General features: G+C 35.4%; 21 protein-coding genes. 4 read left to right on the top strand and 17 right to left on the bottom strand.

What is annotated here, in order from left to right; genetic code table 11:
- Positions 1–29: 29 nt before the first annotated feature.
- The 6 genes from BK577_RS07300 to BK577_RS07275 form a co-directional block, all read right to left on the bottom strand.
- Positions 30–2,570: a DNA translocase FtsK gene (locus BK577_RS07300; protein ID WP_078432306.1), complete on the bottom strand. Its 2,541-nt coding sequence runs from the start codon at positions 2,568–2,570 to the stop codon at positions 30–32.
- A gap of 305 nt (positions 2,571–2,875) precedes the next feature.
- Positions 2,876–3,679: a DUF1444 domain-containing protein gene (locus BK577_RS07295; RefSeq protein WP_139367280.1), complete on the bottom strand. Its 804-nt coding sequence runs from the start codon at positions 3,677–3,679 to the stop codon at positions 2,876–2,878.
- A 35-nt stretch (positions 3,680–3,714) separates the two neighbouring features.
- Entirely contained in the window at positions 3,715–4,032 is a 318-nt protein-coding gene (locus tag BK577_RS07290) for a thioredoxin family protein (RefSeq protein WP_078432305.1), read from the bottom strand.
- A 152-nt stretch (positions 4,033–4,184) separates the two neighbouring features.
- Positions 4,185–4,682, bottom strand: coding sequence for a hypothetical protein (locus BK577_RS07285; RefSeq protein WP_078432304.1), 498 nt, complete (start codon positions 4,680–4,682; stop codon positions 4,185–4,187).
- Positions 4,683–4,920: 238 nt separating this feature from the next.
- Positions 4,921–5,787: a R2-like ligand-binding oxidase gene (locus tag BK577_RS07280; RefSeq protein ID WP_078432303.1), complete on the bottom strand. Its 867-nt coding sequence runs from the start codon at positions 5,785–5,787 to the stop codon at positions 4,921–4,923.
- 116 nt (positions 5,788–5,903) lie between these two features.
- Positions 5,904–6,140 carry a hypothetical protein gene (locus tag BK577_RS07275; RefSeq protein WP_078432302.1) on the bottom strand — a complete coding sequence of 79 codons (237 nt, stop codon included), beginning with the start codon at positions 6,138–6,140 and terminating at the stop codon, positions 5,904–5,906.
- 231 nt (positions 6,141–6,371) lie between these two features.
- Between BK577_RS07275 and BK577_RS07270 the strand changes: the two genes are divergently transcribed.
- Positions 6,372–6,944: a hypothetical protein gene (locus BK577_RS07270; RefSeq protein ID WP_078432301.1), complete on the top strand. Its 573-nt coding sequence runs from the start codon at positions 6,372–6,374 to the stop codon at positions 6,942–6,944.
- Position 6,945: 1 nt separating this feature from the next.
- Entirely contained in the window at positions 6,946–8,004 is a 1,059-nt protein-coding gene (locus BK577_RS07265; protein WP_078432300.1) for an alpha/beta fold hydrolase, read from the top strand.
- A 51-nt stretch (positions 8,005–8,055) separates the two neighbouring features.
- Here BK577_RS07265 and BK577_RS07260 read toward each other — a convergent pair whose 3' ends face one another.
- On the bottom strand, positions 8,056–8,571 hold the full coding sequence (locus BK577_RS07260) for a DUF84 family protein (protein WP_078432299.1): 516 nt from the start codon (positions 8,569–8,571) through the stop codon (positions 8,056–8,058).
- A gap of 21 nt (positions 8,572–8,592) precedes the next feature.
- The gene (locus BK577_RS07255) at positions 8,593–9,666 is read right to left on the bottom strand and encodes a M42 family metallopeptidase (RefSeq protein WP_078432298.1); all 1,074 of its coding nucleotides are present in this window, start codon (positions 9,664–9,666) and stop codon (positions 8,593–8,595) included.
- Between the two features lie 438 nt (positions 9,667–10,104).
- On the opposite strand from BK577_RS07255, the gene BK577_RS07250 reads away from it, so the two are divergent.
- A complete protein-coding gene (locus tag BK577_RS07250) occupies positions 10,105–10,416 on the top strand; it encodes a PepSY domain-containing protein (RefSeq protein WP_078432297.1) in 312 nt (103 codons plus the stop codon).
- Between the two features lie 37 nt (positions 10,417–10,453).
- On the opposite strand, the gene BK577_RS07245 is transcribed toward BK577_RS07250, so the two are convergent.
- The 3 genes from BK577_RS07245 to trmB form a co-directional block, all read right to left on the bottom strand.
- Complete coding sequence (locus BK577_RS07245; protein WP_078432296.1) at positions 10,454–11,302, bottom strand: YtnP family quorum-quenching lactonase; 849 nt, start codon at positions 11,300–11,302, stop codon at positions 10,454–10,456.
- Between the two features lie 142 nt (positions 11,303–11,444).
- Positions 11,445–12,065 carry a PRC-barrel domain-containing protein gene (locus tag BK577_RS07240; protein ID WP_078432295.1) on the bottom strand — a complete coding sequence of 207 codons (621 nt, stop codon included), beginning with the start codon at positions 12,063–12,065 and terminating at the stop codon, positions 11,445–11,447.
- Between the two features lie 199 nt (positions 12,066–12,264).
- Positions 12,265–12,921, bottom strand: a complete 657-nt coding sequence (trmB, locus tag BK577_RS07235; RefSeq protein ID WP_078432294.1) for a tRNA (guanosine(46)-N7)-methyltransferase TrmB — start codon at positions 12,919–12,921, stop codon at positions 12,265–12,267.
- A 393-nt stretch (positions 12,922–13,314) separates the two neighbouring features.
- Between trmB and BK577_RS07230 the strand changes: the two genes are divergently transcribed.
- On the top strand, positions 13,315–13,593 hold the full coding sequence (locus BK577_RS07230) for a YtzH-like family protein (RefSeq protein WP_078432293.1): 279 nt from the start codon (positions 13,315–13,317) through the stop codon (positions 13,591–13,593).
- Here the strand turns inward: BK577_RS07230 and BK577_RS07225 are convergent.
- The 6 genes from BK577_RS07225 to BK577_RS07200 form a co-directional block, all read right to left on the bottom strand.
- Positions 13,590–14,387 carry a phosphotransferase family protein gene (locus tag BK577_RS07225; RefSeq protein ID WP_078432292.1) on the bottom strand — a complete coding sequence of 266 codons (798 nt, stop codon included), beginning with the start codon at positions 14,385–14,387 and terminating at the stop codon, positions 13,590–13,592. The genes BK577_RS07230 and BK577_RS07225 overlap by 4 nt on opposite strands.
- Positions 14,388–14,609: 222 nt before the next feature.
- A complete protein-coding gene (gene pulA / locus BK577_RS07220) occupies positions 14,610–16,736 on the bottom strand; it encodes a type I pullulanase (RefSeq protein ID WP_078432291.1) in 2,127 nt (708 codons plus the stop codon).
- Between the two features lie 29 nt (positions 16,737–16,765).
- The gene (locus BK577_RS07215) at positions 16,766–17,692 is read right to left on the bottom strand and encodes a diacylglycerol/lipid kinase family protein (protein WP_078432290.1); all 927 of its coding nucleotides are present in this window, start codon (positions 17,690–17,692) and stop codon (positions 16,766–16,768) included.
- A gap of 73 nt (positions 17,693–17,765) precedes the next feature.
- A complete protein-coding gene (locus BK577_RS07210) occupies positions 17,766–18,719 on the bottom strand; it encodes a nuclease-related domain-containing protein (protein ID WP_078432289.1) in 954 nt (317 codons plus the stop codon).
- Between the two features lie 29 nt (positions 18,720–18,748).
- The gene (locus tag BK577_RS07205; RefSeq protein ID WP_078432288.1) at positions 18,749–19,438 is read right to left on the bottom strand and encodes an LrgB family protein; all 690 of its coding nucleotides are present in this window, start codon (positions 19,436–19,438) and stop codon (positions 18,749–18,751) included.
- The gene (locus BK577_RS07200) at positions 19,435–19,824 is read right to left on the bottom strand and encodes a CidA/LrgA family protein (RefSeq protein ID WP_078432287.1); all 390 of its coding nucleotides are present in this window, start codon (positions 19,822–19,824) and stop codon (positions 19,435–19,437) included. The genes BK577_RS07205 and BK577_RS07200 overlap by 4 nt, the downstream gene beginning before the upstream one ends.
- Between the last annotated feature and the right edge of the window lie 34 nt (positions 19,825–19,858).

Below are 19,858 nucleotides of genomic sequence, written 5' to 3'. Positions count from 1 at the left end.
CCTTTTTAATCGTATCTTATCATATTTTTTTATAGTACGTGGGTTTCGTGGATTGCATCTAACTCTTCTTCAGAGATTAACACATCTCTTGGCTTACTTCCTCGATTTTCGGAGATAATTCCTTGTTCTTCCATCATATCGATTAATCTGGCGGCACGATTGTATCCAATTCTAAATCTTCTTTGCAGACTGGATGTTGATGCACCACCCTGATTTACGACAAACTCGCAGGCCTCAAGGAATAGTTCATCCTCTTCTGATTGAATGGTCGCTTTTTTTACCAATTCATCTTGATGAAATAAATAATCAGGCTTTGATTGAAGCTTCACATGTTTCACAACTCGCTCAATTTCTTCATCTGATACAAAGGTACCTTGAAGTCTAACTGCTTTTGATGAACCATTTTCCAAAAACAGCATATCACCTTTACCTAATAATTTCTCTGCTCCATTAACATCAATGATTGTTCTTGAATCAACCTGTGATGATACAGAAAAGGCAATTCTTGTTGGAATATTTGCTTTAATTAATCCTGTAATAACATCAACAGATGGTCTTTGAGTTGCAACGATAAGATGAATACCACATGCCCGTGCTTTTTGTGCAATCCGACAAATCGCTTCCTCAACATCATTTGGAGCAACCATCATTAAATCAGCTAACTCATCTATGATAATGACTAAATATGGTAAATGCTCACCTTGTTTGTGCTCTTTGACGAGCTGATTATATCTTGTAATTTCCCTGGTACCGGAGTGTGCAAATAATTCATAGCGTCTTTCCATTTCCTCAACAGCCCATTTTAATGCAGCTGTTGCAGCTTTTACATCTGTAATCACCGGACTTACAAGATGAGGGATTTCATTATAAGGTGCTAATTCAACCATTTTTGGGTCAATTAGCATTAATTTCACTTCATGTGGGGAAGCCTTATATAACAAGCTAATAAGAATCGTATTGATACACACACTTTTCCCTGATCCTGTTGCCCCTGCTATCAAACCATGTGGCATCTTCTTTAAATCTGTAACAGCCGGTTGTCCGGCAATATCTAAACCTAATACTGCAGTCATCGGTGAAGGATTTGAACGAAACTCAGTACTTCTTAAGATTTCTCTTAAGTAAACCATCTTACTTACTTTATTAGGGACCTCAATTCCTATTGTATTTTTCCCCGGAATTGGCGCCTCAATTCTTATGTCTTTAGCAGATAAGCTTAATTTAATATCATCACTCAAATTTGTTATCTTGTTTACCTTTACTCCGGGCTCAGGATGTACTTCAAATCGTGTTACAGAAGGTCCTTGTGTAACATTTACAACACTGGCTCTCACATTAAAGTTTTTTAATGTGACATTCAAAAGATCTTTTTGAGATTCCAGCCAAGTATGATCTTCGATTACTTCTCTATCCGCTACATTTAAGTAGTTAAGTGATGGAAATTGATAGCCATGTTCCTGACTCTTCTCTCTTAATTTCTGCTTATCTCTCCCTAACATCATCACATTAAATGGAGCTGACTTACGTCTAGGTGTGTTTTCACTATGACTATGGTTTGTACTATCTAGTTTCTCCTGTTTCATACTTTCTGTCTGATCTACCTCAGTTGATGGCGATTGCTCTACAAGTATCGTGTTTTCAGCGTGTATATTCTCATCATGCTGTTCACCTTCTTGTGGAGATTCTTCTAGTTCAATGATAGTTTCATTTTCTTCATATCGGTACTCAGCCTGTTCTTCATGCTTAGTTATTTCTTTTAAATTTACTTGATCATCATGTAATTGTTTTTGATACTCTGTTTTTACAATCGTTAGAGCCTCATCTACAAGATCTTCTTCCTCAAGATGAATTTCAGCGTTTATTTCTTTACTATCAACCTCGAAAGTTAATGTATCCTCATCCTCATCTTCATCAACTGCAGTAAGTTGATCATCCGAAAGATGAGCAGGCTGCTCTTCATCTCTATGTACATGTTCCACTACATGGTTTGTTTCATATGATTCTTCAAGTTCTATTGAAGTGATCTTTTCTTCTCCGGATTCTTTTGTTTCACCTGCAAGCTGTTGTTCTTGATTATTCCTATGGTTTTCGAGGTGAATTGGCCGTTTCTTTATCCTCTCATCTCTAGGCTGAAACCCATAAACAGGTGATGGAATAGCTGTTGGATGAAACGGCCTTTTATTTGCATATACTATTTCTTTCTTTTCAACTGCAGATTCCTGTGCCTGTTTGTATCGGTCGAAGCTCTTATAATCTTGTGTTTTTTTCTCAGGCTGCTTCCTTTGATTGTTTTCTTGATTATCTTTTCTTCTTGGACGTTCAACTCTTTTGATATGTCTTTCATCAGGAATAATAGGAAATCGAAAATTCCCTTTTGGATATTGATAGGAAACTCTTGCCTCCGCTTTAATCTGCTGACGGTTTTCCCCATCAGTTGTTTTGGGATCGCTAAGAACATTTTTTACTGATTGATGCTCTTGATGGGATTTTGGCTGATGCTCGATCGCATCTGTCTCCGTTTCTTCTTCATCTCCGAACAATAGTGAAATCATTTTTTTAAACCAACTCATATTATCACTCTTTCAATATAATCAAAATATGGCTCATCTCATAATCAAGGAGCCATTTATTTTAGTTAAGAACTAAAAAATATCTCTTCTATTGTATCAATAAATGTCTGAATTTGTAGGTATAAGTGTAAAAGAAAATTTTGTTTCACCATTGTGATAATAAAAAAAGAGGTACCAATGCAATTGTTTCATATTGCACGGCGCCTCCTTTTTCATTTCTATGTACATGTTACGATTCAATTGTTTTTTTATGGGTGTCAATAAAGCCCTCTATTAATGGTTACATTACGTTCATACTAATTAAATCAATGCTTGGGCTTGTTTTTCCCTAAAATGAAGATTGGCTCCAACTCATTGTTTTCATATAAGAATGACAAAGCCGTAATAGGAACTCTTCCGCTTGCGAAAAAGCTCATCGTTAATTGAGCTAAAATGTCATATCCTGTATCGTTTTGAATGTCAACAATAATGAGGACATCCTGGTGTGGAACAGCAACCGCCATTTTTCCAACCATTCTTTCTTTATATGAATGGAGAAGACTTTCATTTAATATACGGCTTGCATCGTAACCATCATTAGCATTAAAGAAATAAAAAACATTTCCTGCGACATGATCTTCTTTCACACTTGTCTTTAATGACCTTATATTAAATGATGCAATTTCTTTGATTTGCTCCATATTCCAATTTTCCCTTTGCATCATTTTTTCATCAATCAGCCTATACGTATTACCTAGGTCAAGAGCGTAATAGATTCGTGTCTCAGCTGTGTGGTCTGTATACACTAATGCAATGCCTTCATTGCTTTCAGTTGGAAAGGAAGTTGAGCGGATAACCGGAAAAATTGATTTTTCCTTACCTGTTAGCTCCTGCTGATTTTTCATTGCATGTAGAGCTTCTTCAACATAATAAACAACTTCATCTATCGCATTTTGGTTTTTTGTCTCCCATTTGGCTATAATGCCTGGCATTGATAACGTAACACCTTTTTTTGTTTCATTGTCTTCTATTCGCAGTGTGTCTTTTTCACGATCAAAATGAAACTTCAAGCCTTGATTAGAAAGTTGGTTTTTTAGTATTTCGACTAATTTTCTTGATGTCATTTTCATCTCTACCCCTCCTTTCTATACACTTTCACATCTCTTTATATTGAAATACTATCAATAAACTCCTGAATTTGTTCTTTTGATTTACGGTCTTTATTAACAAAACGACCTACTTCTTTTCCTTCATGAAATGCAACAAAGCTTGGAATTCCAAACACATTCAGCTCCGCACATAAATCAATGTACTCGTCACGATCTACATAATAAAAAGTAAATTCGCTATTTTCCTGCTCTATCTCTGGTAGAATAGGTTCGATTACTCGACAGTCCGGGCACCAATCAGCAGAAAACATCAGAATAACCTTTTCTTCTTTTGTGATCTTTTTATATTCATCAATGGATTGTAGCTGTTTCATTGTTATGTCCTCCTTTATTCATGCAACCTTACTTTTGTTACATATTCTAGTTTATATGATATCCTCTTTTGATTCCACTTAGCCACCTTGCAAAAATGTGTTTTTGATCCTAACATACAAAAACTCCCGTGGTGACCAGGGGAGTTTCTTTCCTATTGAACAGATTTCACAATTTCCATCATTACTTGTACATCATCGTGGAGATTATGTGCTTCCGATTCTGTCGTAAGCTTTGTTCCACCTAAACCAACGGTTACTTCATACAAGTTTTTATCAATCTTGACTACAAATATATATCCAAACTCATTATCTCTTTCAAATGTTTCCGATATGAAAGGTTCTTTATATTGTTCCGCTAGTGTTTCATAGGAAACCTTACTGCTTTCGTCTTCATTTTGATTAACAAAAAGAATAAAGCTTTGGTTCCCCTTTTCAAGCAGAACATTAGCTTTTTTCATTTCTTTCACTTGAAAATCTTCTGGAAGATAGTAGGAAAACAGGTTTGATGTTTCATTTGACTTTTGTTTCTTACTTAAAAAAGCTTGTTCTCCACTTTCTATCGTTTCTTTCTTTATTTCTTCACTTGATGGCATACAGCCTGTTAGAATAAATAAGACAATTCCACTTAAAAAGCAAGAAAATATTCTCATATAAATCCTCCTCTAATGAAAAGACTTAATCTCCTCAGGATTTAACCTTCATCCAAGATAGGAAAAAAGGACCTATTTAATTCTACCTTTATTTTTTTCTATTTGACAAGTGTAGGTGCTTTTGAAAAATGATATGTTAAAGGAAGGTAAAAAGTCATCGTTATGGAATATATTGTTTACTTAGTAGGAGAAATACATACAACATAAAAGACTAGGAACATCTCCTAGCCTCTCTACCTTAATACGGATATAATTCATCGATACTTTTTGTTTTAGCTCTTGAAAGAATTTCAATTCGCGTCATTAATTGTTTCTTAGAGAAATTCATTAGTTCTTTGGTAGCTGTTTTTCCTTTTTCATCCTCTTCAAAGGCCATTCCTTCCTCGTTTAAAGCTAGAGCCAGAGGGGCCAATTCTTGCATTTTTTTGATTACCCGATCAAAAAGCTGAGGATGCTCACTAATTAATCGTTGAAGCAAATACGTCCCATACGCAATATGTCTTGATTCGTCTTTTTTTAAATATTCTATACCTTTTAATAATCCGGGCATGATCCCCATTTTATTTAATCCATCTGAGAAAACTTTATACCCTGTTTCCGCTAATACTCCTTCAGAAAACATATTATATACAGTAGCTGCATCAGCAAGTGCTTCCGGAGTAGGATGATTCCACAGTTGTTCCATTGTATCAGGGAGGATTTCATAAAAAAACTTTCGATATGTTTTTGAATGCAGATGTGTTAAATCATCTCTTTCATCCAACTCATCTAAAACTTTTCTAAAAAGTTCTGTATGCTTTGCTTCATCATAGAGAAATGTTGTTAAAAACAATTCCTCCTCTATTCTACCTTCAATAGAAGCGATTTTAAGAAGCGGTAGTAAATCATGTGTAACGGCCTCTTCTCCGCCTTGAAACTGAGCAAGTAATTTTATAATCCAATCGCGATGTCTCGTAGAAAGGTTTTTCCAATCCTCTTTGTCTTGCGTAAAATCTATGTCTTGAGGATTCCATGCTCCGAATTTTTTTGCCTTTTGATATAACTGATACGGGAAGGCCGTTTCCCTTATTCCTCGTGTACTCGTTGTAATGAGTTTCTTTCTCATAGATAATACCCTCCTTTTACACTATGGTATGAGGGATATACAATTGTGTATAGACAACCGCTCTTGTTTTAAAAGAAACATGTTAAGAATTAATAAGCCATAAAACTCTGGTCTGGTTAATAGATAATAGGAAATTTATCTTTCTCATAGACTGCTTCAAATATTTTGTACAAACCCATAAACTCTTCAAAGGTCATATCCTCACTTAATTCAAAATGCGATAAAAACGCATCTACTAGTTCTACATCCATAGACCTCAACACCTGTGAAGACATCAATTGTTCATAGTATGGTTGTATGTTTCGATGTGCATCATGATCATCTAGTAAATCCAGAAATTGTTGTTCAGTCATAACTTTATCCCTCCTCTACATATTTAAGTAAACGAGATAGTTTATTCGCAACTCTACTTTCAGGTTACGGTTACAAAACTATTTTTTATTAAATTAGTTATCTATTTTTAAATCAGGCTAAGGCAAACTCATTATTTTATGCACCTTTTATATCATTGCTATCTAAAATAGAGTATAAAAGTTTTTATAAAACGAATACGGAGAACGTTAGATTGGAGGATTAAATAGGATATGTCAAACATTGAAAAACCAGAATTGTTTTCACTCTTAAAAAAGCTGGGTTTCCAACTAGAGGGTAAAGTGAATAAATATATTCAAGATCAATTGAATAAAGAAGAACTAGCTGTTACTGCCAATACAGCTGGTCACGTACTTGCACACTTAATTGAAGCCATACATGACTATGTAGAGCAACTGTCTTCACAATTAAATTTCCCTACCAAAAGGGATGTAGGACGGTTAGGAAAATTAATTGTTCAATCCGAAGATAAGCTGGATAACGTAGAGGAGGAGCTACATGAGGTTTTAAGTTTAGTAAAAGAACTTAAAATGATGATCTTAAAGGATGTTAAAGACATCCCAACTCCACTAGAAGGGTTAGAAACGACAATTAAAAATAGAGTGATAACTTATAAGGAAAGATTAGCAGCGCACAAACAAGGATCTTTATCAAATACGAATACACTAAAAGAGGAGTTACAAAGAGAACTAATGAAGCCACCGGGTCAAGTGGATTTAAAGGAAATAAACAAAAAGCTATTGAACCGGCTTCAAGAAAAACAGGCAAATAAATGGGGGAATTAATATGAATAAACAGCATAATTCCGGCCCGAAGTATGACCTTGAAACAGAATTAAAAAGATGGAAGGGTTTTTTAAACGCTTGGAACCGCCCGACTCCAAAGATTGGTGCTACTCCCAAGGAAGCGATTTGGAAAAAAAACAAAGCTACTTTATGGTATTACGCCCCTGCAGAAAAAAAATATAATGTCCCTCTTTTTCTCGTATATTCTCTTGTTAATCAGCCGTTTATTTTAGATATGGCACCTGGAAATAGTGTCATCGAAAATTTCACACGAAATGGATTTGAAGTCTATTTAATGGACTTTGGTATTCCCGGATATGAAGACAAAGATATATCTGCAAGTGACTATGTTGTAGATTACATCCAAAAAGGAGTAAAAAGGGCACTTCGACATTCTAAAGCAGATGAATTAACCATTATAGGATATTGTCTTGGCGGTACATTAGCTACAATGTACGCAACGATTGCTGAGGAGCCTATCCGCAACCTCATTTTAAATGTTTCTCCGATCGATTTTGAGGTCGTTCCTTTTTTTGATAAACTAGCTCAAGCAAGTAAAGAGGATAAACTAAACATTAATGGACTTTTAGATGCTGTTGGTTTAATTTCCGGCGATTCCATGAAAGCCGGAATGAGAATGGTGACAAATCCGATATATTTTAGCCCATATCTTTCGTTACTAAATAAAGCTCATGATGAGAATTATGTTGAAAAATGGAAAAGATTAAAAACATGGACAGATGGGCATATTCCTTTTTCAGGTGCAGCTATGAAAGAATTAATGAATGAATTAGGGAAGAAAAACAAATTAATTGACGGCGGGTTAATCATTCATGGAAAAAAAGCAGAATTAAAAAATATCCATGCAAATCTATTGGTCATCTCCACTGAACATGATCGTCTTGTCTTAAAGGAACAAAATATGCGTGTTATTGATTTTGTTTCAAGTAAAGATAAGACATTTTTATTGGAAGATGGTGGACATACAACTAGAGCAAATGATAGAGATCTGCCTTCCTATTTGGCTAATTGGTTGCCTCAACGCTCAGAACCAATATAAGTAAAAACCCCTCAGTTGATCATACAACTGAAGGGTTTTTTTTACTTTTCATTACACATTTTGTTTATATAAATACTGACCAATCAAAAGATTGGAAAGCTCTTTAAACATTGTGGTCCGATCCACAACTCCATTTGTAAAAATGCCAATAGCTCCTTCATTGTGACGAACATTCTTTTTCCTTGCATATATATCCATCACATCACCTAATTCACGACCAGCGAAAACAAGCTCTCCTATTTCATCAGGTACTACTATCCTTGCTCCACCTGCAATAATAGGCTGTTGATCTTTTACATAAATGGCTCCCCAATTACATAAGAAATAGCCAGAATCAGTTTTTATGAGCCCGCCTTCTAAACCAACTCCAAGATCGGCTCTTTCAGCTTCCAACGCATTCTTTGCCCGATTGATTGCACCTGTTAATGTTTCCAAATCTGTAAGTGGCTGTGCCGAAACATTGGAAAGCACATTTGTTGAGATAAATTCAGCTTCTATGAATGAAGCAAATGCATCATTCACCGCTTTAACTTTGGTAGGATTTTTTGTTCCTATTGCAATTTTCACTGTTGCATCTCCCTTATGAAATTACGAATTACGTTTTATCGATTGAACTGTAGTTGTATCACATGATTTAACAAGCTTTATGAGAAGTTCTTTTGCCGCCGCATAATCATCTACATGTAAAATTGACCCTGAAGTATGAATATATCGTGAGCTTACTCCAATTACTGTTGATGGCACTCCACTGTTTGAAACATGGACCCGACCAGCATCTGTTCCTCCTTGGGACACAAAGTATTGATAGGGAATGTTATGAGTTTCTGCCATATCAAGTACAAATTCTCTCATTCCACGATGAGTGACCATTGAGCGATCTAGTATGCGGAGAACAGCACCTTTTCCGAGATGACCGAATTCCTTTTTATCTCCACTCATATCATTAGCCGGTCCTGCATCAAGTGCAAAAAACAAGTCAGGATTAATCATCGTTGCAGCTGTTTGTGCTCCTCGCAGGCCAACTTCTTCCTGTACAGTGGCTCCTGAGTATAATGTGTGAGGAAGAACCTCACCTTTTAATTCTTTAAGAAGCTCTATCGCTAAACCGCATCCATAACGATTATCCCATGCTTTTGCCAAGATTTTCTTAGGATTTGCCATAGGAGTGAACGGACAAATAGGTACAATTTGCTGCCCTGGCTTAATTCCGAATTTTTTCGCATCTCCGCGGTCATCTGCACCAATATCAATCAACATATTTTTTATGTCCATCGGCTTATTTCTTTGGCCTTCACTTAGAAGATGAGGAGGAATCGAACCAACAACTCCGATGATTGGACCGTTGTCGGTGATAATTTGTACTCTTTGAGCTAAAAGAACTTGACTCCACCAACCTCCAAGTGGTTGAAATCGAAGCATACCATTTTCTGTAATGGCCGTTACCATAAAACCTACTTCATCCATATGGCCGGCAACCATGATTGTCGGTTCGTTTTCTTTTCCACGTCTGACACCAAATATACTACCTAATTTGTCTTGAACAATTTCATCTGATATTGGTTCAAGTTGCGTTCTCATAAATGATCTTACTTGGTGCTCATTTCCAGGTGCTCCGGGCAGTTCTGTTAATGTTTTAAATAATTCTAATGTTTCTTGGTTCATATAATCCCTCTTTTCAGCCAAATAGCTTTTTATATAACGCTGCAAATAATTTCAGAATTTGTGCTCTTTAATACTTAAAGATAGAAAATAGTTCGTTCCATTGCGCTCCAGCCACTCGCTTTCCGCGGGGAGGAAGCTGAGCCTCCTCGGCTTCACCTGTGGGGTCTAAGCCTTCCCTCTACTTCCCGCAGGAGTCAAGTGGCTTCCGCTCCATTCCACTATCGTTTTTAAATAGTGTTATATAGCATAAACTTCTTAAAAAATAATTTAGAAAAAAGCCTTTATGTAAATAAAAACTTTATATCCTATTATAAATGTTTCTCTTCTTTTATTCTTCCTTAACATGTACCTAAGGTTTTTGTATACTAATAAGAGAAGGAATATGAATACCCGTTGTACTAGTGATGTATACATAAAACTAAAGGGGTGTTGAAAATTATGAAGGCAAGGTACTTTTTATTGGGATTAGGTATAGGTATTGTTGGAACCTATTTTATGAAAGATCAAATAATGCCTCACAATATATCTTCTGATAAAGCGCTTGAAATTGTAAAAAAAGCTTTTAAAGAAAAAGGGCCTATCGATGGATCATGGATATATACAGTTCCTGAAACTTTTTCTAATGAGCATCTATCCTATGATGTTTACAAAGCAGGTATTTCAAGGTCAGTAGATCATCATCTCGAGCAATATGAAGCTTTCGTTGATACAAAGACAGGAACAATCGTGCATGTTGATCGGATTCATTAATAAGAATACTGGGGCATTTAATTGATTTATGCCCCTATCATTTATTCTTTATTCGATCAAGCTTATCGACAATTTCACCTTTTCCATTCCATTTTATGCCCCGATAAACAGCATCATGATAGAATGTAAACCATGCTTGGCGTTGTTTTCCAAATTCTATCCACTTCTGCTTATTTTCGATAGATGTCATAGGATAATCATCGTAGGCAAGTACCCATAATGGATTTTCATGGGCATGTGTCGGCATTAAATCAGCCATGTGGACAAGTGTTTCTCCTCCATCCTGGAGAATGACGATGCTATGTCCATCGCTATGTCCACCAGTATGATGCATTTCTAAACCGTCCAGTATTGAAATCGTTGAATCAAATGTGGTTACTTGATCTTTAACAGCTTCCCAATTTTGTTTCCAATATGTATTAGCAGATCTTATATTCGGATGTTGCATCTCTTTCCACTCAATAGATGACGTCATAATTTTCGCTTTAGGAAAAACAGATGTTAAACTGCCATTTTCCCACTTCGTTAATCCGCAGGCATGATCAAAATGCATGTGAGTCATTAATACATAATGAATATCCTCAGTCGTCAATCCTAATTTTTTTAAGGATTCTTCAACTGACGATTCTTCTTCTACCCCATAGTTTCGCATTTGCTTTTCGGTCAGTTTACCGGATCCTATTCCTGTTTCCAGTAAAATATTCAGACCGTTTTTTTGGATAAGCAATGGATCTGTCCGGAGTTCGATTTGGTTTTTTTCATTTACAGCATATTTTTTTGACCATAATGGTTTTGGAACTACCCCGAACATTGCTCCTCCATCCATATGGGTTACTCCGCCATTTAGCCATGTAATGATTGTCTTCCCTATTTGAAGTGTTTCCATTTCAATCCCTCCCTAAATAATTTTACCATATGAACTGTTTTTAAAGAAAACTTGACATACTTGATACAACATTCTCCAAAAACAATAAAAGACCAAAGTCGATGATGACCTGGTCACATGATTAAGTAAAAATAACGATTCTTTACTCTTCCTCCGTTTTTTGGGGGTTATTGATTTCTTTGGAAAGGTCTTTTTTCATTAATTCGCTTAACATGACCTTTAGAGCCTCTTTCTTAATGTTCTGTTGTCCTTCCCGTCTTTGTAAAGCAGCTCCCTGCTGTTCATTGCCTTCCATTCTTGGGATCATATCCGATATTGATCCATTAACCATTATAAACTCTCTACCAAGGGAAATAACGTTTTCGATTGGGAAAAACAATTCCTGGTTAGAAGAATTTATGAGTAAGGTCTCTAATTGACCATTTTCTTCATTGAAGTAATAATCTACGATACTTCCTGCAAAGTCTCCTCCTGTTGTCACAACTTGAGCTCCATTTAAGTTACCTTTTTTATATAATAAAGGTATGTCTCTTAAGTCCAATAAAGGTTGATCTCCTTCTACAATGACAGCAAACTCTCCGACACCGATGACATTCTCATACCGAAGAGCATTCACTCCCACTTGCCAATCCCCCTGGCCAACAATAAAAAATTCTACAGACAATTCACTTGGATCAATAACCAGATCTTTAACAAAGCCTACCTGACTTCCTTCCGTAATATTGATAATAGGAAGATTTAATAATTCTTTTGCTTTTTTCATTTTCAAACACCCCTGTATGATCACAATTTAGTAAGGAAAATCACCTTGGGCAAACATAGATAGTTCTAACCAATATAGGCAATTAACTCAGCAATTCATTTATTTATATGTAGGATCAAGGGTATTTGTGAGGCTGCATTGTCTGTTTGAAGAAATAAAAAAATACCACAAATCTCCGTGGTATTTTCATCATCTTATTTTAATCTCGAATAGCTTCGTTCATATATTTTGCTTCAACACGGTAGATCCTCTGACCTTTTTCTGAAAATTTCTCTTCATACTCTGTCATGACATTACCCTCATACTCGCTATTATGGAGGTCTAGACTGACAAACTTTAATTGTAATCCATATTCAGAGAAGCTTATTAAAGAATATTCAAATAAACCTTGATTATCTGTTTTAAAATGAATTTCTCCACCTTTTACAAGAATTTCTTCATACAATGCCAAAAAACTTTTATATGTGAGTCTTCTTTTTGCATGACGCGATTTTGGCCAAGGATCTGAAAAATTCAAATAAACTCGATCAATTTCACCAGGTGCAAAATACTCTGCTAAATCTTTAGCATTTACATTAAGAAATTTTAAGTTACGGCTCTGTAAATCCACAGCTTTTTGAATAGCTGCCACAATGACACTATCGAATAATTCAATACCTATATAATTAATATCAGAATTCTGTTGGGACATTCCAGCTAAAAATTGCCCTTTACCTGTTCCAACTTCTATATGAATTGGATTATCATTTCCAAAGACCTCATGCCATTTTCCTTTATATTGTTCAGGATTTGAAATAGCATATTCTGATTGCTCGGCAATAAAATCACCGGCCCAAGGTTTGTGACGTAAACGCATGTAGACACCTCTATCGATTTAATATCGTTTTAAAAGATACCATGAATAAAACCTTGTCCGCAAGGATTATTTCGTTCTTACCAATATTTAAGACATCTTTTAGAAACAAGCGCAAGCGCCTTGATCAGCCTAGGGCAAATAAGACGCAAATGAATAGAAGACGTTCTTTGTCTTCAATTCATTTGTGGCTAGACCCTAGAGGGGCTAGCCGCTGGAGCTGGACACTAAAACTCAGTATAAAATTTTATACTTTCTTATAGTACAAAGAAAAAGAATGATTTGAATTAAGGGTGTTTCCCTTTCTTCTCTCATCCTTACTTGGTCTATTCTTGAATATTTTTGTTCTAAAGTCACACATTATATGTATATGGCCAATGAAAAGGAGTGTTTATTTTGCCAATCCAATACCATGACCAAGTGAATTTATTAAAAGATATTTTATCAGATCATCAAAGTGAATGCTGTGGAACAGTTGCAGAATGTGAACAACTTGAAAGAGTCATTAAATCGTTGATGGTTAACGGAAATACAAACCAACAAGCGAAAACCTTACTGGAAGATATTTATTCTTACAGTCAAGCTGGTAAAAATTCAACAGCTCTGGATCAGCATATTGAATCACATCAACAACAATTGTCTCAGTGGATTCAAGATATTGACACTTATTCTTAACATGTCATGATCTTTCTCATTATGATGTGAATATGCTCAATCCAATTCTGTTTTTCTTTTTCATTATTTTTCGCATAATACCATAAAAATGAAGTAAGTGCTTGTAATAGCACATACCAGTAAATTCTTGTTTTTAAATGTTCATCCAATATAAGTCCATACGATAAAAGCCACTCTCTCCAATCAGCTTCATCAATATACCAATATAACAATATGCCGACATCAATAGCCGGATCGGCAATCATTGCACCATCCCAATCAATTAAATATAGTTGGTTTTCGTCAGACAAAAGCCAATTATTATGATTGACATCGCAATGACAAACAACTTGTTCATCACATTGTACATTCGGCAGCTGTTTGGTTAATAATTCAAGTGCTTCATTTATGATTGAAAGGTTTATCCCTTCAAAAGCAACTGCTTCCTTTATATCTTCCACAATGGAATTAGGAGTGAGCGGTTGCTTTCCTAAGCGCTTGAGCATATCAAGCAGTTCTTTAGAACGATGAATTTTTCTTAATAGCTCAGCAACATTTTGACCATTCATATCTTTCGGTTTAAGCTCACGGCCAATTCGGTGTTGTGCTGTAATTACATCACCATTTTCCATCCGCTTTGTCCATATTAATTTTGGAACGATGCCTTCAGCAGAAAGAACAGCTAAAAACGGAGAACTGTTTCGCTTTAAGAAAAGCTCCTGCTCGTCATTTGTTGCAAAGTATGCATCTCCTGTTGCTCCTCCAGCAGGTGTAATCTTCCACTCACTACCTAATACTTGTTCCAACCAGTTCACCTTCAATTTCAACCCAACATTTCATAATATAATTTATCATTTAAGATTAGCATGTTTTTAACGTTTTCCTTTTCAGGTATAAGTACAGTCAATCCTATGCTTAGTTTAATGTTTATTCACATAAAAAGGATAGCTATTAGTAATTATATAAAATATTGCACTATAGCCATCCTATTAAATTTTATCCCCTTATGATAAGACTAGTCAAGCAAAACTAAAATCCTAGTTTTTACAAAAAACATACGTTCCTATTTCATTCACCTTGATTTCATTTTTCACTGCAGTTGGTGAATCCAAAAAGATATGTGTCGGACTTACAATTTGCATCCATTCCCCACCGCCCGGAAGTCTTAAATCATGGGAAAGATTTAATTGAACATGATGTACAACATATATTTGCTCCCAAGGACCGAATACTCCAATATCTCTCAGGTGATAAGAAAGCAGCTGTTGATTAGTACTAAAGGATAAATGCTTCTCAATATGTTTTTTTGTTGTGAGACGAAAACCACCATGCTGTTTTCTTAGCTTTATTAATCCTTTAATATACTCAATATTATCTTTATAACTTGAGCGGTCGCTCCAGTTAAGGCAATTGATATGATCAGGGGAATTATAACTATTCTCCACACCTTTTTTCGTCCGGAAAAACTCCTGACCGGCATGTAGAAAAGGGACTCCCTGTGATAATATGACAATACCTGTTGCCAACCGGTGCCTTGCTTGCTTTATCTCCTTTTCTTCTGTTTCAGAAAATAAGAAGAATCGATCCCACATTGTATGATTGTCATGTGATTCAACATAGTTAATGGATTGTTCGGGATTAGCAAATATTGTTGTTGAACCACTAATCAGAAGCTTTGTTTGATCAAATTTACCCATATTTTCGTACACAAATCCAGTGTCGTTCAGACTGAATGTACTTCCTTTTATCACATCACGAAACTGATCATTGAAAAAACTGATATTGGGTACTTTGTGTGCATTTTTAATGATTGTTTTTTGTTCCAATGGTAGAGGAGTATTTAAATCCCAACCTTCTCCCAGCAGGAATGCATCCGGCTTTAATGTTAGAACAGCTGCTTCAACTTGATTCATTGTTTCTATATCATGAATTCCCATTAAGTCAAACCGGAAACCATCAATATCAAACTCTTTCATCCAATATGTGACACAATCAACAATAAATTTTCTTACCATATAGCGTTCGGATGCAAGATCATTTCCCACGCCAGTTCCATTTGAAGGCATTCCATTTTCATCATATCTGAAATAATAACCAGGTAATAATTTTTCAAATGATGAATTTTCTTTTGAATAAACATGATTAAATACAACATCAAGAATTACTCTCAAGCCTTGCTTATGAAGAGATTGAACGACTGATTTTAGTTCAATAATTCTTTTATACGGATCCTCCGGATATTTTGAGTAACTACCTTCGGGAGCAAAAAAATGAAGTGGATTATAGCCCCAATTATAGGAATCTTGCGGTTTTTTTTCATCCACCTCTTCAAAATCATTTACCGGCAAGAGTTCGATATGTGTGACCCCTAATTCCTTCAAATAACTAATTCCTGTAGGATCACCTTGGCTGTTATTTGTTAGAGTTTCAAGCCAAGCTTCATATTTTCCCTTATGAACAAGACCGCTGTTTTCATGGATTGAGAAATCACGGATATGGGCTTCGTATATAATGGCATCTGTTTTGCTTTTTAAATGAGGAAGATTATTTTTGGGTACATTTGTTTTTTGTTCATCAATAATTACACCATATTTTCCATTAATAGAAACTGCCTTAGTATAAGGATCTACTGCTTCATTCCACAATAAATTTATACAGGCAAGATAGGTGTAATAATATCCATCATAATCTCCCTCTAAGGAAATAGACCATGTTCCTTTTTCTTCTCTGGTCATTTGATAGGTTTCAAATACTTGTTCATTTTGAAGATAAAGACGTAGTTTCATATGTGTAGCTGTTGGTGCCCATACTTTCCAGTCTGTACGTTCTTTTGAATAATTTGCTCCTAAATCTGATGCAGGATAAGCAAATTTTTCATCAAACTCGAACGTCCGTATAACAGAACCTATTTGAAGATCTGTTTCTGTCCCTTGCTCATCGGTAATCATATACGTTTTCCCAAACTGAAACTCACAAGGAAGTTTACAAATATATTTACTATGTGTTCCAATATCCATTCGATCTATAATGAAAAGGGGTTCAGTCCCTTTGTTTAACATAAGTGAGAAATTCTTCTTTTCTCCATCCCGATCCTTCGGAATAAGAATTGTCACTTCATCTATTTTATCTAAGAAAGCTTCAAATGGCCTATTAATATTAAGCAAGATGAGCACCCCCAAATGAGAGTTTAAATTTATATGACTAATTCACTATGAGACTTTTTCACAACGACTGTCACCGGACTTTCACCAATTAGCTCACCGTCGGCCTCAATAGTTTGAACAGCATTCGTAGAAATCATTATTTTCTCACAAGTGAATTCAGAGAAAGCATTCTGTTTTACATGATGACTCATTTGTTTAAATACAAGAAAGACAACTAGCTGAAAAAGAGATATATTTTTAATCATTGTTATTGTTAACATTCCATCATTTTCTTTGGCTTTTGGAGCTATTTTAATTCCTGCCCATTGATATGGTTGGTTTGATACAGATAGTAACCAAACATTATCATGCTGTACCATTTCTTGTTTATCAGTCTTCATCATAATGGAAATTGGCTGATAACCCCATATTACCTTTATAAAGCCTGTCATAAACCTGATGCGAAATAAAATGGGCTTCATTAATTCTTTTTTTAGCAAGTTTTCTTGTTCAATCACCTTTGTTGTGAGACCCATTCCAAGCTTGTTAAAATACTTTCTTTTTACACCTTTTCCTTCAAGTTGATATTCAACAAGATCTACCTTATTGACAGGTCTGCTCAACATCTTAAGGATATTCTTTATAGCTTTTGATGGGTTAGAGGATAATCTGGAATGAGACCGTTGTGTTGTTCTTCCTGTATAGAGAAAGGCTATTTTCACTTTGGTAAAACCACTTAAACCGTTTACAATTTCATTCATTGTACCGTTACCACCAACACCAATAATTGTTTTTAAATGATAGTCTTGAATGGTGGCAATTTGTCTGGCAAGTACTTCAGCATGTCCATGATAGTCTGTATAAAAAGAACGGAACGATATTTTTTTCTTCTCGAGTTCTTTTTTTACTTTTTTCCACGCCTTTTCACCCCTACCAAACCCTGAATGTTGATTAATAATAAAAAATAATCCATTCATCCTTATAACTCCATCTTTATCTTAGTTTATGTACTCGTTTATGTATGTGTTCATGTCTTATATCTAACTTCATCTAAGGAGTGTCATTCCACTCCTTACGATAATAGGAGTTTGTTACGCAGTGTGAAAGAAGTACTTGGGCTCCTTTTAATTGTGTATGTTTTAATGGAGCAGAAGTCTGTCTCAGCCGCTGGAACCACTCGTTATATGATCTTTTATCTAAGATTGAAATATCATATGGAACAAAGGGATAGTCGATATATCCATTTCGACTGATCACCATTTTTTTGACAGAAAGATCAATGTTGTTTGACGTAATCAGCTTTTGAACAATCGTACCTGTTCGATTTAAGCTAAGCAGCGGATTGAGGAATTTTTTTTGATCCTCCCCTTTACGAGCAAGCCAGAAATTTTCTTTTGAGCCTATAAAAACTGTATCGTTTTGTTGTTCAACAATCGTGATACAGTATATCTCTGTTGTACCAATTAAAATGATGTCTAATTCTACAGGTGCATTTTTTAATTTAAAAATCGGTCGATAAAGGAACAAATAATGATCCGGGAGTCGTTTAGCAAAGTATTGTAATAATTGATCTCGATATATTGCCAGGTCTACAGACGACTTCTCGCGTATTGTTGAACTTGCCCAGCGAACTTGAAATCGAAAAATATAATCTAAAAATAAGTGCTTTAAATCTTCCTTTGTTCTAGGAACGGTGGTAAATGCAAATTGCAATTCATCATCATCCAAAACAGCATCCCTAATTAATGGCTTAGCTTCCTTTGGTGGCTCTTCGTGCTTCGACAATCGATTTTTAATTTTTTCAATGAATCTTCCCTTCGGTTCTTCCACTGTATTAATTGGTTGTTCACTTACCTTCATGACAGTGTGAAACATGTTATGTTCCCACGCATGTGAAACCTTGTTCCATTGCTGACGTTTTAACCGTATAAACTGACTAGGATACCGATAAGCATCTATTTCATAGCGTGAAATATAGTCATAAAGTTTAATAATTTGCGCCAAATGCTTTCCAACTCCTCTTAAAACATGACCTAAAAAATAATAGATATAATGATCGGACAAAAGATGCTGGTCATGATCGCACTTAATGTCATAGATATTGAGCTAATTGCCCCTTCTAAACTACCTATTTCTAAAGCTTTTGCTGTACCAATCCCATGTGATGCGGTGCCAAATCCAATTCCCTTTGCTATTGGGTTTTTCACCTTAAAGAGGTTCATGCCAAAATGTCCAAACATTGCACCAGAAATCCCCGCTATCATCACATACACTGCGGTCAGTGTTGGAGTTCCTCCACTCAGCTCACTAATATCCATTGCTATCGGTGTGGTAACTGATTTTGGTGCAATCGAAAGGAGCAGATTTTGATCTAACTGAAAAATAACCCCTAATGCCAGTCCACTGGAAATGCCGATAATAGCCCCAATACAAACACTGAACACGATAGTAAAAAAATATTTTTTTAACATCTCACGGTGATCAAACAATGGAATGGCTAATGCCACTACAGCAGGTCCTAAAAGTTTTGCAATCCATTCTCCTCCACTCATATATGTATGATAAGAAATATTAAAAAGCAATAAAAAACAAACAATGAGCAGGCTTGTTGTAAATATTGGAACAAAAACAGGATATGAAAAACGCTGGTAAAGTTTTTTCATTAAGAAAAAAACGAGAACTGTTAGAAAAATAAATCCGACAGCATATATGATCCAACTCATAAATGTAACTCCTTATTGTTTAAGAGCCTCTTCTCATTTTTCAACAACTTTTCACTTATGATTGATGAAGCAATGAAAACAACCATTGTACTGACAAAAGAGATGATCAAGCTGAGAAATCCATAGCCACTAAATAATTCAAGATAATCAATGATCCCTACGGTAGCAGGAACAAAGAGAAGTGGAAGATTGTTTAAAAGGAAATTACTTCCCAAAGAAATCCATTCCCGTCTGATAACCTTAAAGATTAGCGCTAAAAACAATATGATCATTCCAATAATACTTCCTGGTATTGGCATGTGGGTAATCAGTTGAATCCATTCACCTATAAAAAAAATTATATATAAAAGAGCAATTTGTAGAATAAAATAAACATATTTCAACATTTCTGCCTCTCTCCCCCCAAAACAGCAGTTTCAA

This window comes from Metabacillus halosaccharovorans, from assembly GCF_002019635.1.
GTDB lineage: Bacteria > Bacillota > Bacilli > Bacillales > Bacillaceae > Metabacillus > Metabacillus halosaccharovorans.
This window is presented reverse-complemented; position numbering and strand designations above follow the sequence as displayed.

Coding starts and splice junctions, on each gene's coding strand:
- BK577_RS07300 (WP_078432306.1), bottom strand. CDS start 2,570: ATGAGTTGGTTTAAAAAAATGATTTCACTATTGTTCGGAGATGAAGAA.
- BK577_RS07295 (WP_139367280.1), bottom strand. CDS start 3,679: ATGAAAATGACATCAAGAAAATTAGTCGAAATACTAAAAAACCAACTT.
- BK577_RS07290 (WP_078432305.1), bottom strand. CDS start 4,032: ATGAAACAGCTACAATCCATTGATGAATATAAAAAGATCACAAAAGAA.
- BK577_RS07285 (WP_078432304.1), bottom strand. CDS start 4,682: ATGAGAATATTTTCTTGCTTTTTAAGTGGAATTGTCTTATTTATTCTA.
- BK577_RS07280 (WP_078432303.1), bottom strand. CDS start 5,787: ATGAGAAAGAAACTCATTACAACGAGTACACGAGGAATAAGGGAAACG.
- BK577_RS07275 (WP_078432302.1), bottom strand. CDS start 6,140: ATGACTGAACAACAATTTCTGGATTTACTAGATGATCATGATGCACAT.
- BK577_RS07270 (WP_078432301.1), top strand. CDS start 6,372: ATGTCAAACATTGAAAAACCAGAATTGTTTTCACTCTTAAAAAAGCTG.
- BK577_RS07265 (WP_078432300.1), top strand. CDS start 6,946: ATGAATAAACAGCATAATTCCGGCCCGAAGTATGACCTTGAAACAGAA.
- BK577_RS07255 (WP_078432298.1), bottom strand. CDS start 9,666: ATGAACCAAGAAACATTAGAATTATTTAAAACATTAACAGAACTGCCC.
- BK577_RS07250 (WP_078432297.1), top strand. CDS start 10,105: ATGAAGGCAAGGTACTTTTTATTGGGATTAGGTATAGGTATTGTTGGA.
- BK577_RS07245 (WP_078432296.1), bottom strand. CDS start 11,302: ATGGAAACACTTCAAATAGGGAAGACAATCATTACATGGCTAAATGGC.
- BK577_RS07240 (WP_078432295.1), bottom strand. CDS start 12,065: ATGAAAAAAGCAAAAGAATTATTAAATCTTCCTATTATCAATATTACG.
- trmB (WP_078432294.1), bottom strand. CDS start 12,921: ATGCGTTTACGTCACAAACCTTGGGCCGGTGATTTTATTGCCGAGCAA.
- BK577_RS07215 (WP_078432290.1), bottom strand. CDS start 17,692: ATGAATGGATTATTTTTTATTATTAATCAACATTCAGGGTTTGGTAGG.
- BK577_RS07205 (WP_078432288.1), bottom strand. CDS start 19,438: ATGAGTTGGATCATATATGCTGTCGGATTTATTTTTCTAACAGTTCTC.
- BK577_RS07200 (WP_078432287.1), bottom strand. CDS start 19,824: ATGTTGAAATATGTTTATTTTATTCTACAAATTGCTCTTTTATATATA.